A 12379-nucleotide genomic window follows, 5' to 3' on the forward strand; every position below is an offset into this window, starting at 1 on the left:
TGTTTCTGCATGCCGCCGATGAAATGGAAGAACGCATCCGTCTCGGCGCCGTCTTCGGCCGAGAAGATGTTTTTTCCGGTCTTCTTGTCGACCACCGACTGGTGGATATGCATGGCCGAGCCAGGTTGCCCCTGGATCGGCTTGGCCATGAAGGTGGCGTAGATTTCGTGCTTCAGCGCCGCCTCGCGGATCGTGCGCTTGAACATGAAGACCTGGTCGGCAAGCTCGATCGGATTGCCGTGACGCAGGTTGATCTCGAGCTGGCCGGCGCCCTCCTCGTGGATCAGCGTATCGATCTCTAGGCCTTGCCGCTCCGAGAAATGGTAGATGTCGTCTATCAGTTCGTCGAACTCGTTGACGCCCGCGATCGAATAGCCGGCGCCGCCGCCGATCGGCCGCCCTGAGCGCCCGACGGGCGGCGTCAGCGGATAGTCCGGATCGGGGTTCTTGCGTACCAGATAGAATTCGATCTCGGGCGCCACCACCGGCTTCAGCCCCCGGTCGTCATAGGCGGCCAGCACGCGCTTCAGCACGTTGCGCGGCGTGAATTCGACGGAGCGGCCATCCTGGTGGACGAGGTCGCAGATCACCGCGGCGGTCGGATCTTCCTCCCAGGGCACGACGGTCAGTGTCGAGAGATCGGGCAAGAGCTTCAGGTCGCCGTCGTCCTCCGGATAGTGGAAGCCATTGCCGTCTTCCGGATAGCCGCCAGATATCGTCGTCATGAAGACGGCCGAAGGCAACGCCAGCGATGTGTTGGAGGTGAATTTCTTCGACGGCATCATCTTGCCGCGGGCGACGCCGGCCTGGTCCGGCGTGATGCACTCGATGTCCTCGATGCCGCGCCATTCCAGCCAGGCGCTGGCTTCCTTCCAGTTCTTCACACCGCGTTCGTTTTTCAAGAAGGCAGGCGTGCGGGCGCGTCCCCCCCGGCTCGACGGACGGACTTCCTTTTTTTCAGGCGGCATCATTCACCAGATTGTGTTGCGGATTTCAAAGTATAGCCGGGCGCCGTGGCGGAAGGAAAGGGGAGGCGCCCGCGTCGCCACAGGCAAGCCGAGCCGCAGCCCAAAGGAACCGGCGTGCCTGTCTTCTTGCTGGCGGCGCAGCGCCACAGGGTCTAGATGAGCCTGTAAGCAAAGGGTCGCACATGTCCGCTCCACGTTTGACCACCATCGGCTTCGATGCCGACGACACGCTGTGGCAGAACGAGCAGTTCTTCCGCCTGACCGAGAAGCGTTTTGCCGCCTTGCTGGCCGAGCACGGCGATCATGAGCACATCGCGGCACGGCTGCTCGAAGCGGAAAGGCGCAACCTCGCCCTCTATGGCTTCGGCATTAAGGGCTTTACGCTGTCGATGATCGAGACGGCCGTCGCGATCACAAACGGCGAGGTGCCCGGTTCGGTCATCGGCGAAATCCTGGCTGCCGGCCGCGAGATGCTCAGCCATCCGATCGAGCCGCTGCCGCATGCCCGCGAGACGGTCGAAAAGCTGGCGGACTCCTACCATCTGGTGCTGATCACCAAGGGCGACCTCTTCGATCAAGAGCGCAAGCTCGCGCAGTCGGGAATGGGTGATCTCTTCGATGCCGTCGAGATCGTCAGCGACAAGAGCGCAGCCACCTATGCCCGCATCTTCAGCCGCCATGGCGACGGTCCGCAGAACAGCATGATGGTTGGCAACTCGCTCAAGTCCGATGTGGTTCCCGCCATCGAGGCCGGTGGCTGGGGCATCCATGTGCCGCACGAATTGACCTGGGCGATCGAACACGCCGAGGCGCCTGTCGCGGAGCCGCGTTTTCGCGAGATCGCAGATCTGGGCGAGTTGCCGGCACTGGTCGAGGCAATAGCGAAGCCCGGCTGAGCGTCGCCTCTGCCTAGCCGCGGCCGACCAGGCGATCGATTACTGGTTGCAGCCTTTCGGGCGTGATCGGCTTGGTGACCACCGCGTCGACCACGCTCGACAGGCCGAGGCTGTCCGGCGTGCCATTCCTGGTTGAAAGCAGGATCACGGCGGGCCGCGTCTTGCCGGAAGCGCGCCGCAGCGCGTCGATGCCGGACAGCAGCCTGTCGCAATCCCTGTCGTCGGGTCCGCCGTCGAGTATGATTGCGCCGGGAACCAGGCCGGCCAAAGCTTTCTCGGCCGCCTCCGGCGGCTCCGAAATCGGCTTCAGCCCGGACTTTTCCACGATTTTCGATACGACGACCCGGTTGATCGACGATTTGCCGACCACCAGCACCTTGGAGATATCCGCCGGCAGCCGGGCCGCCGCGCCACGGTCCGCCGGTTTCATTGGTTTTTCAGAGTCGTCACGATTGGCGGGACACATGTATGGCCGAGGCTCTGGTTCAATGCAGGGTTGAAACCTTAAGCGCGCAATTGGCGCGAGATCGCCAGCGGTGTCAAGCAAAAATAATGGAAAATGATAATATAGCAAGAATTGCTAAAAGCCGGCGCAAGTTCTCCCCGGCGCCACGGCCACAATTCGAAAAAACGAACGTCTCCCGGAACGTATAGCACACGGGAGACACTCGCGAGTGATTGTTGACGTTACGTCAGCCTTGGTTCTGATGGGTGACGATCACTGGGATCAAAAGATCACCCCAGTTGCCGTCTCCGCCATGGTGCCTGGCAGAGCGCACCAGCTCGACGGACACACCTGCTTCGACCGCCTTCATTACAGACTGGTTGAGCCTGTGCAAGTCGTTGGCAAGCATGCGGATCGTCGCCTGCTGATCGACGCTCATCGCGCTTGATTGTTCTTCGGCCCGTTCCTTGACCCGGCTTATCGATGCCATTGCTGTTCTCCTCGACGTAAGTGCCCTTCGGGCGTTTCCTCTGGTGTTGTCATTACTCGGCCGCCGGCCTGAACTGGGCGTGCTCGGTCGACTCATGCATGGCGGTGGTCGAAGACTGGCCGCCGGAGATCGCCATCGAAACGGCATCGAAATAGCCGGTGCCGACTTCGCGCTGATGCTTGGTCGCGGTATAGCCATGGACCTCCGCCGCGAATTCCGCCTCCTGCAGTTCCGAATAGGCCGCCATCTGGCGCTCCTTGTAGCCGCGGGCCAGTTCGAACATGCCGAAGTTCAGCTGGTGGAACCCGGCCAGTGTGATGAACTGGAATTTGTAGCCCATGGCGCCGAGTTCCTTCTGGAACTTCGCGATGGTCGCGTCGTCCAGGTTCTTCTTCCAATTGAACGATGGCGAGCAATTATAGGCGAGCAGCTTGCCCGGGTGGTGCTTGTGCACCCCTTCAGCGAACTTCCTTGCCTGCTGAAGATCCGGCTTCGAGGTTTCGCACCAGATCAGGTCCGCATGCGGAGCGTAGGCGACGGCGCGCGCGATGCAGGGCTCGATGCCGTTCCTGACGTGATAGAAGCCCTCGACCGTGCGGCCGGCGTCATAGTCGACAAAAGGCCGGTCGCGCTCGTCGATGTCGGAGGTGAGCAGCTTGGCGGCTTCCGCGTCGGTGCGCGCCACCACCAGCGTCGGCGTGCCCATCACGTCCGCTGCAAACCGGGCCGCATTAAGGTTGCGGATATGCGCTGCGGTCGGGATCAGCACCTTGCCGCCGAGATGGCCGCACTTCTTCTCCGACGCCAACTGGTCCTCATAGTGGACGCCAGCGGCACCGGCCTCGATGAAGGCCTTCATGATCTCGAACGCGTTGAGCGGCCCGCCAAAGCCGGCTTCGGCGTCGGCGACGATCGGCGCGAACCAGGTCTCGACCGAAAGACCCTTGCCTTCGGATGTCTCGATCTGGTCGGCGCGCTGCAGCGTGCGGTTGATGCGCTTGACCAGCTCCGGCGCCGCATTCGCCGGATAAAGCGACTGGTCCGGATACATGGCCGACGCGGTGTTGGCGTCGGCCGCGACCTGCCAGCCCGACAGATAGATCGCCTTCAAGCCCGCCCTGACCTGCTGCATGGCCTGGTTGCCCGACATGGCGCCGAGCGCATTGACGAAATCTTCCTCGTGGATCAGCTTCCACAGCCTGCTCGCGCCCATCTCCGCAAGCGTATGGCGAATCTGGACCGAGCCGCGCAGCCGCTTCACGTCCTCCGCCGAGTAGGGCCGTTCGATGCCGTCGAAACGGCCCTCCGGCGCGGACGGGACGAGGTTGTAAAAATCAGTCATCGATTGCTCCAGGTCAGTCTTGCTTGTTTAGATGGCCCGTTTGAGGGACGTATCTGTGGGCCGTTCACGTGTTACATTGTTTACATTGCGCCGCAAAAGTCGCCAGAAAAACCGGAGCTTGCCCGCTAAAATACGGGAAAACTGGTGTTGCGTTTGACAGATCGGGGCTGTAAATCTGTCATGATTGTAAAAAGCTGGATGAGCCCGCGACGGCGCGCCGTTATGTAAAACTCTTTTCAAGGTAGCCGATTGGCCGAGCAGAAGATTTTCGCCGGGCCGCGCATCCGCCGGCTTCGCAACGCCAAGGGCCTGACCCAGACGGCGATGGCCGAAGGCCTGGGCATCTCGCCGTCCTACCTCAATCTCATCGAGCGCAACCAGCGGCCGCTGACGGTGCAGCTGATCCTCAAGCTGGCGTCGGCCTACAAGATCGATCCGCACGAATTGCAGGGCGAGACCAAAGGATCGATCGCGGCGCTGAAGGAAGTGTTCGGCGATCCGCTGCTGGCCGGCGAACTGCCGGGCGACCAGGAACTGATCGACCTCGCCGAGATCGCGCCGAACGCTTCCGCCGCGATGGTGAAATTGTTTCGCGCCTATCGCGAGCAGGCCGATCGGCTGTCGGATCTCAATGAACTCCTGGCGCGGGAGGGCAGGGCGACCGCATTGTCCGGCACGCGCCTGCCTGTCGACGAAGTGCACGAGACTTTCGAGCGCAGGCCGAACCATTTCGCCGCGCTGGAGGAGGAAGCCGAGGCCTTCATTTCGCTGCTCGATCCAGGCGACGACCTGTTCGGCACGCTGAAGGCGTGGCTAAGGCGCGAGCACGGCATCGTGGTCAAGGTGCTGCCGGTGGCCACCATGCCGAACTGGCGCAGGCGCTACGATCGCCATTCGCAACGCCTGTTCCTGTCAGAGCGGCTCTCCCCCTTCGATCAGCTGCGCGAGGTCGCCATGGAGGCGAGCCTGATGCGCATGACGGTGGCCGTGGCGGGCGAGATCCAGACGTTGAAGCTCGGCACGGACGAAGCGCGCCGCTTAGCCCGTTTCGAGCTCGGCCGCTATGCGGCGCACGCGCTGATGATGCCCTATCACGCCTTTCATGCAGCGGCCGTCCGCGCCCGCTACGACATCGACGTCTTGCGTTCGCGCTTCGGCGTCTCCTTCGAGCAGGCGGCAAACCGCCTGACCATGCTGCAGCGGCCGAGCGCCTCAGGCGTACCGTTCTTCATGCTGGAGGTCGACAGTGCCGGCAACCGCTTCCGCAAGGCGGGCAGCCTGGGCTATCCGCAAAGCCGTTTCGGCGGCGCCTGTCCGAAGCTTCCTGTCCATGCGGCCTTTTCGCAGCCGGGCCGGATTCTGGTCGAGGCGGTGGAAATGCCGGACGGGACCGAGTTCCTCTGCATCGCCCGCACGCTCGAAGGGCCGCAAGGCGCCTTTTCCGAGCGGCCGCGGCGCACGGCGCTTCTGCTGGGCTGCGACATCGGCTTTCGCGACGAGATCGTCTACAGCGCGGCGCTGCCCGGACCGTCCGCCGCCAAGGCCGCGCAGAGCACGGCATATGCAACGCCGGTCGGCCCGGCCTGCAGGCTCTGCGAGCGCGTCGGCTGCCTGGCGCGCGCCGAGCCGCCGGTGACCCGGCCGCTTGGCCTCGACGAGATGGTGACGGGTCTCAGCGCCTTCGATTTCCAGGGGTAGCACCCCCCGCCAGCCGCAGCGGTTCAGCGGCCCGCAAGCCGGCTTTGTCCTACATTTCAGCGGATGCTGGATCACGCCTGGCTCCAGCATTTGCGCTACGCGAATGGGATATGGTGTGGTCGTCCGTGGTGGATCGTGCCGCCGGCAAATCGCTGACAGTCTCGCCTATGACCGATACCGCCTCGTCTCGCGTTGCCTTGGCTGCCGTCTCGCCGCGCGAGGAGCGGATCGGCATGCTGCTGGTCTTCCTGTCGGCGCTGATGTGGAGCTTTGGCGGCACCATCGCTCGCTTCATCCATGTCGGCGACAGCTGGACCGTGGTGTTCTGGCGCTCGATCTGGGCGGTGGGCTTCCTCGTCGCCTTCATGCTCTGGCGCGACGGCTGGCGCGGCACCTGGAGATTGTTCCGCGACATGGGCCTGCCTGGGCTGGGCGTCGCTCTCTGCTTCGCCACCGCCTCCACGAGCTTCATCGTCGCGCTCACCTACACGACGGTCGCCAACATCTTGTTGATGCAGGCCGGTGTCCCGCTTCTGGCGGCCATGCTCGCCTGGGTGCTGTTTCGCGAACGCGTGACCCCAGGAACCTGGGTCGCCATTGCCGCCGTCATCACCGGCGTGGCCATCATGGTCTCGGAATCGCTTGACGGCGCCGTCTCGCCGATCGGCGATGGCCTGGCGCTGCTGATCGCGGTGATGTTGTCGTTCGCGACCGTGATCACCCGGCGCTTTGCCCATGTGCGCATGGTGCCGGCCACTTGCCTCGGCGCATTGCTCGCCGGTGCTTTTGCTGCCTCGCAAGCCACGGAATTCACCGTCTCCGGGCGCGACATGGGCTTTCTCTTCGCCTTCGGCGTCATCAATCTCGGCGTCGGTCTTGCTTTTTTCGCCATGGGCGCCCGCCTGGTGCCCGCGGCCGTCGCGGCGCTGCTCGGCACTTTCGAGCCGATCCTCGGTCCGATCTGGGTGTGGCTCGTCCATTCCGAGGTGCCGTCGGGGCGCACCATCATCGGCGGCGCGGTCGTCATCGCCGCGCTGCTTGTTCATATTGCGTTTGAGTTCAAGCGGCAGACCCGGCCCGAGCGGCCGGGCATCACCGGGCTGCCGTCTCCCAATTGATGCTCGCGTGTCTTCCCCATTGACAACTCCGCTGCGGGGCGGGCAGGCTGCAATTACGGCAACAACAAGACAGGCGTATCTTGCCAAGTGACTCCGCCGGCCTCATCGAGGCCGGACCGCATCGTTACATCTCTGCTTACGCCGCGGCCAACGCCGCTGAGGCCGTCCGAACAGCTTCCTGGAAAGGAGGCAAGGGCGGCGCCCGTCACTCAACGATCCGGCGCACTGCCAGGCGCGCGCGCTTGTGGCTCTCCGGAAATCTCCATAGTCTGAAACAAACGCCGTCCCGCGCCCATGTCGCGACGAGCCGGCACGGGAACACTCACCAAAGGAGAATATCATGATCCGCAAAGCGCTTTTGCTTTCGGCGACTTCGGCCTTTCTGACGCTCTTCGCCGCGAGCGGCCATGCCGACGACCGCGTCGTCAACGTCTATAACTGGTCGGACTATATCGACAGCTCGATCATCGAGGACTTCACCAAGAAGACCGGCATCAAGGTCGTCTACGACACTTTCGATTCCAACGAGATCCTGGAGACGAAGCTGCTGGCCGGGGGCAGCGGCTATGATGTCGTGGTGCCCAGCGCCAATTTCCTGGCGCGCCAGATCCAGGCCGGCGTCTTCCAGAAGCTCGACAAGTCCAAGCTGCCGAACATCTCCAACATGTGGGATGTCATTTCGGAGCGCACCGCAAAGTATGATCCGAACAATGAGTACTCGGTCAACTATATGTGGGGCACGGTCGGCCTCGGCTACAACGTCAAGAAGGTGCAGGCGGCACTCGGCACCGACAAGATCGACAGCTGGGACGTGTTCTTCAATCCGGAGAGCCTCGCCAAGCTCAAGGATTGCGGCGTCTATGTGCTGGATTCCCCCTCCGACATCATTCCGGCCACGTTGAAACATCTCGGCCTCGATCCAAACAGCACCTCGCCCGACGATATCGCCAAGGCCGAGGAGGCCCTGCTCAAGGTCCGCCCGTATATTCGCAAGTTCCATTCCTCGGAATACATCAACGCGCTGGCAAACGGCGACATCTGCCTGGCGATCGGCTGGTCGGGCGATGTGTTCCAGGCGCGAAACCGCGCCGAGGAGGCCAAGCAGGGCGTCGAGATCGGCTATTCGGTGCCCAAGGAAGGCGCCCAGATGTGGTTCGATCAGATGGCGATCCCCGCCGACGCGCCGCATGTCGCGGAAGCGCATGAGTTCATCAACTACATGATGACCCCGGAAGTCATCGCCAAATCCTCGAATTATGTGCTCTACGCCAACGGCAACAAGGCCTCGCAGCAGTTCGTCGACAAGGCCCTGCTGGAGGACACCTCGGTCTATCCGGACGAGGAGACGACCAAGAAGCTTTACACCGTGCAGCCCTACGATCCCAAGACACAGCGCATCATCACGCGCACCTGGACCAAGATCGTCACCGGCCAATAAGCATCGAGACGCGACCCCGGCAGAAACTGCCGGGGTCGCTTTCTTTAGAAGCAATTCCAGCAACAGTGTGGGACGGTTTTCCGCCCCCGGAATTGCGTCAAAAACAAAAAGCTGGAGCGGTTCGGCGTTTTCTCGAAACCATGAACCGTTCCAGCGGAACGAAACAGACCCGGAGTGGGACATGAAATCGCTTGGCAGCATCCGCAGGGATTTCGCGCCATGGAATGATCCGAGCGCCAAGCCGTATATCCAGTTCGACAAGGTGACCAAGAAGTTTGGCGACTTCACCGCTGTCAACAATCTGTCGCTGACCATCTTCGAACGTGAGTTCTTCGCCCTGCTCGGCGCCTCGGGCTGCGGCAAGTCGACCCTGCTCAGGATGCTCGCCGGCTTCGAGGAGCCGACCGCGGGGCGCATTCTGCTCGACGGCCAGGACCTGCGCGGCATTCCGCCCTATAAGCGGCCGGTGAACATGATGTTCCAGTCTTATGCGCTGTTTCCGCATATGACGGTGGAAAGGAACATCGCCTTCGGCCTCAAGCAGGAAGGCATGCCCGCTCCCGATATCGAAAAGCGCGTCGCCGAGATGCTGAGGCTGGTCAAGCTCGAGCAGTTCGCCAAGCGCAAGCCGCACCAGCTTTCCGGCGGTCAGCGCCAGCGCGTGGCGCTTGCCCGCTCGGTCGCCAAGCGGCCGAAGGTGCTTTTGCTGGACGAGCCGCTCGGCGCGCTCGACAAGAAGCTGCGTGAGGAGACGCAGTTCGAACTGATGGACCTGCAGCAGGAACTTGGGCTTACCTTCGTCGTCGTCACCCACGACCAGGAGGAAGCCATGACCATGGCCGACCGCATCGCCATCATGGACAGGGGCGAGGTGATGCAGGTGGCGACGCCGGCGGAAATCTACGAGGCCCCGACGTCGCGCTTCGTGGCGCATTTCGTCGGCAATGTGAACATGTTCGAGGGCAAGGTTGCCGAGCGGGCAGCGAATACGACGCGCATCACCGGCGCGACCGGTGCGCAGATCGTTGTCGAGAATGCCACCGACACCACCAAGGGCGCCGACATCGTCTTCGCGATCCGGCCCGAGAAGATCAAGGTATCGTCGAGGAAGCCGGCCGATGCCGTCAATGCGCTGGAAGGCGAAGTCTATGACGTTGCGTATCTTGGCGACATGACCGTCTACCACATCAAGCTCGACGACGGACAGATGGTGCGGGCAAGCGCGTTGAACGCTGCCCGCGTCAGCGACGACCCTCTGACCTGGAACGATCGCGCCTGGGTCTCCTTCCGGCCGGACGCCGGCGTCGTGCTGACAAGGTAACAGGGCGGCCATGACCAACATCGCCGCCGCCCCTTCCTCGGCCGAAACCGCCGCTCAGTTGCCGACCAAGCTGGCGAAGGGCTTCGTTGACCGTCTCGTTATCATCGTTCCCTATCTCTGGCTGCTGTTCTTCTTCCTTGTCCCGTTCATCATCGTCTTCAAGATCTCGCTGTCGCAGACGGCGATCTCGATGCCGCCTTACACTCCTGTGCTCGATTTCGGCGACGGCATTTCCGGATTCTTCGCCGGCTTTCGCGAGCTCAACTTCGACAACTACACCTGGCTGACCCAGGACGCGCTTTACTTCAACGCCTATGTGACCAGCCTGATCATCGCGGGCATCTCGACGGTGTTGACGCTGGTCGTCGGCTATCCGATCGCCTATGGCATGGCGCGCGCGCCGGCGACGATCCGGCCGACCTTGCTAATGCTGGTGATCCTGCCGTTCTGGACCTCGTTCCTGATCCGCGTCTATGCCTGGATCGGCATCCTGAAACCCGAAGGGCTGCTCAACCAGGTGCTGCTCGCCACTGGCCTGATCAGCCAGCCGCTGGTCATCCTCAACACCTACACCGCGATCTTCATCGGCATCGTCTATTCCTATCTGCCCTTCATGGTGCTGCCGCTCTACTCGTCGCTGGAGAAGATGGACTATTCGCTGATCGAGGCGGCGCAGGATCTCGGCTGCCCGCCGATCGGTGCCTTTTGGAAGATCACCTTCCCGCTGTCGCTGCCGGGCGTGATTGCCGGCTGCCTGCTGGTCTTCATCCCGGCGGTCGGCGAGTTCGTCATACCGGACCTTCTCGGCGGCTCGCAGACGCTGATGATCGGCAAGACGCTGTGGAACGAATTCTTCGCCAACCGCGATTGGCCGGTCTCCTCGGCGGTGGCGGTCATCCTGCTCCTGGTGCTGACCGTCCCGATCATGTTCTTCCAGCAAGCTCAAGCGAAAGCCCAGGAGCAAGGCAAATGAACGCCACCTGGAGCCGCTTCAACATCACTTCGATCGTGCTCGGTTTTGCCTTTCTCTATCTGCCGATCGTGCTTCTCATCGTCTTTTCCTTCAACGAATCCAAGCTCGTCACCGTTTGGGGCGGCTTTTCGACGAAATGGTACGTGTCGCTGTTCCACAACCAGGGCCTGATGGACGCCACCTGGGTGACAGCCCGCGTCGGCGTCATCTCGGCGACCGTTGCCACCGTGCTCGGCACGCTGGCGGCGATCACCTTGACCCGCTACACACGCTTCAAGGGACGAGTGCTGTTTTCCGGCATGGTCTTTGCGCCGCTGGTCATGCCGGAAGTCATCACCGGCCTGTCGCTGCTCTTGCTCTTCGTGGCCGTCGGACTTGACCGAGGCTTCTTCACCGTCACGCTCGCCCACATCACCTTCACCATGTGCTTCGTGGCCGTCGTCGTGCAGTCGCGCCTGGTCTCCTTCGACCGCTCGCTGGAGGAAGCCGCGATGGACCTCGGCGCGCCGCCGGTGAAGACCTTCTTTCAGATCACCTTGCCCGTCATCTTGCCGGCGATCATCTCCGGCTGGATGCTGGCCTTCACGCTCTCGCTCGACGATCTGGTCATCGCCTCCTTCACCTCGGGCCCCGGCGCCACGACGCTGCCGATGAAGATCTACAGCCAGGTGCGCCTCGGCGTGACGCCTGAGATCAATGCCGCCTGCACCATCCTGATCGCCGTCGTCGCGATCGGCGTCATCATTGCCTCGATCGCCAACAAGCGCCGCGAGGTCCAGCGCCAGCGCGATGAGCAGGCGGCGCAACGCGGATAGGGAACAAAGACGGGCGCGACCTGCGCCTTGTTCTATTGGCCTGAAACGCCGCGGCTGATCGGCGAGATGAACGGAGTGCTCCAGTTGCCGCCGACGAAGAACAACGACTGCTTTGAGGGCTGCGGCGCCTGCACCGCTGTCTGACCGGCGGTAGCCGGTTGTTGGGCCGGCTGTTGCTGCGCAGGTTGTCCGTTCGGGATGATGCCGCCCGAGAGCGCCAGCCCGCGCCCGGTATAGGAGGCGATGCCCGAAAGCCAGATCTTGTACTTCTGTGCATTGACCTCGGCCTTGTCCAGCCGCGCCACACCTTTCGAGATGCTCGCCTTGATCTCGGCGCCGTCGATGGGCAGCGAGCCGTCGGCGACGTCGTCGAGGGCGAAGAATCCGCCCTGTTCGTTGCGCTTGAGAAAGGCAGGCAGGTTGAGGCCGTTGAGCGAGCCCGGCCCGAACGTCGCCGAGAAAGACCCGTCGGCGTTCTCGAAGATCGAGTCCCAGGCCTTGCCCGGCCCCTTCAGAATGACCGAGACGGTTCCGGTTCCGGCCGGCACCAGCCGCGTCATCCCCGCCGCGGTGGCGAAGGCGCCGGTGTCGACGTCCGATGCCAAAAGCCGCAACTCGACCTGAGTGCCGTCCGGCTTGCGGTCGAAGCGCAGGCTGCTCTGGATGTTGCCGTTGAAGGCCGACGCGTCGGAGATGTCGAAGACGGCAAGCCCGTTCTTGACCTGCGCGGTCGCGGCGACATCGGCAAGCTGGATCGGGCCGGCGGTGGCGTGCGCCGCCGACAGCCTGAGATCGAGGTTGATCTTGTCGGCGAAGCCGGTGTCGAACTCGCCGGGGCCTGCCTGGCCGGCGGGAGCGATCGGCTCCGTCTCGGT

General features: G+C 62.9%; 12 protein-coding genes. 7 read left to right on the top strand and 5 right to left on the bottom strand.

Going from position 1 to position 12379, the window contains the following annotated elements:
• Positions 1-968, bottom strand: a 968-nt coding sequence (locus EOA79_RS23185) for a glutamine synthetase family protein (RefSeq protein WP_206639257.1), incomplete at its 3' end; no start/stop codon positions are given.
• Between the two features lie 182 nt (positions 969-1150).
• Between EOA79_RS23185 and EOA79_RS23190 the strand changes: the two genes are divergently transcribed.
• Positions 1151-1864, top strand: a complete 714-nt coding sequence (locus EOA79_RS23190; RefSeq protein ID WP_095825802.1) for an HAD family hydrolase — start codon at positions 1151-1153, stop codon at positions 1862-1864.
• 13 nt (positions 1865-1877) lie between these two features.
• Here the strand turns inward: EOA79_RS23190 and EOA79_RS23195 are convergent, their stop codons facing one another.
• The 3 genes from EOA79_RS23195 to aceA form a co-directional block, all read right to left on the bottom strand.
• The gene (locus tag EOA79_RS23195; RefSeq protein ID WP_067327255.1) at positions 1878-2294 is read right to left on the bottom strand and encodes a response regulator; all 417 of its coding nucleotides are present in this window, start codon (positions 2292-2294) and stop codon (positions 1878-1880) included.
• Positions 2295-2556: 262 nt separating this feature from the next.
• Entirely contained in the window at positions 2557-2799 is a 243-nt protein-coding gene (locus EOA79_RS23200; protein ID WP_066989302.1) for a hypothetical protein, read from the bottom strand.
• Positions 2800-2851: 52 nt separating this feature from the next.
• Positions 2852-4141: an isocitrate lyase gene (gene aceA / locus EOA79_RS23205; protein ID WP_128293307.1), complete on the bottom strand. Its 1290-nt coding sequence runs from the start codon at positions 4139-4141 to the stop codon at positions 2852-2854.
• 249 nt (positions 4142-4390) lie between these two features.
• Here aceA and EOA79_RS23210 point away from each other — a divergent pair, with 249 nt between their 5' ends.
• From EOA79_RS23210 to EOA79_RS23235, 6 genes are all read left to right on the top strand, one after another.
• Entirely contained in the window at positions 4391-5839 is a 1449-nt protein-coding gene (locus EOA79_RS23210) for an XRE family transcriptional regulator (protein WP_095825800.1), read from the top strand.
• Between the two features lie 167 nt (positions 5840-6006).
• On the top strand, positions 6007-6957 hold the full coding sequence (locus tag EOA79_RS23215; protein ID WP_095825818.1) for a DMT family transporter: 951 nt from the start codon (positions 6007-6009) through the stop codon (positions 6955-6957).
• Positions 6958-7297: 340 nt separating this feature from the next.
• Positions 7298-8395 carry a polyamine ABC transporter substrate-binding protein gene (locus tag EOA79_RS23220; protein WP_067327271.1) on the top strand — a complete coding sequence of 366 codons (1098 nt, stop codon included), beginning with the start codon at positions 7298-7300 and terminating at the stop codon, positions 8393-8395.
• Positions 8396-8576: 181 nt separating this feature from the next.
• A complete protein-coding gene (locus EOA79_RS23225) occupies positions 8577-9716 on the top strand; it encodes an ABC transporter ATP-binding protein (RefSeq protein WP_095825799.1) in 1140 nt (379 codons plus the stop codon).
• A gap of 10 nt (positions 9717-9726) precedes the next feature.
• Entirely contained in the window at positions 9727-10689 is a 963-nt protein-coding gene (locus tag EOA79_RS23230) for an ABC transporter permease subunit (protein WP_095825798.1), read from the top strand.
• Positions 10686-11504, top strand: a complete 819-nt coding sequence (locus EOA79_RS23235) for an ABC transporter permease subunit (protein WP_067327282.1) — start codon at positions 10686-10688, stop codon at positions 11502-11504. The genes EOA79_RS23230 and EOA79_RS23235 overlap by 4 nt, the downstream gene beginning before the upstream one ends.
• A 32-nt stretch (positions 11505-11536) precedes the next feature.
• Here the strand turns inward: EOA79_RS23235 and EOA79_RS23240 are convergent.
• Positions 11537-12379: AsmA-like C-terminal region-containing protein (locus EOA79_RS23240; protein ID WP_128293308.1), on the bottom strand; the 843-nt coding region annotated here is incomplete at its 5' end.

The sequence above is a fragment of the Mesorhizobium sp. M1A.F.Ca.IN.020.03.2.1 genome (genome assembly GCF_004023205.1).
In the GTDB taxonomy this organism is placed as follows: domain Bacteria; phylum Pseudomonadota; class Alphaproteobacteria; order Rhizobiales; family Rhizobiaceae; genus Mesorhizobium.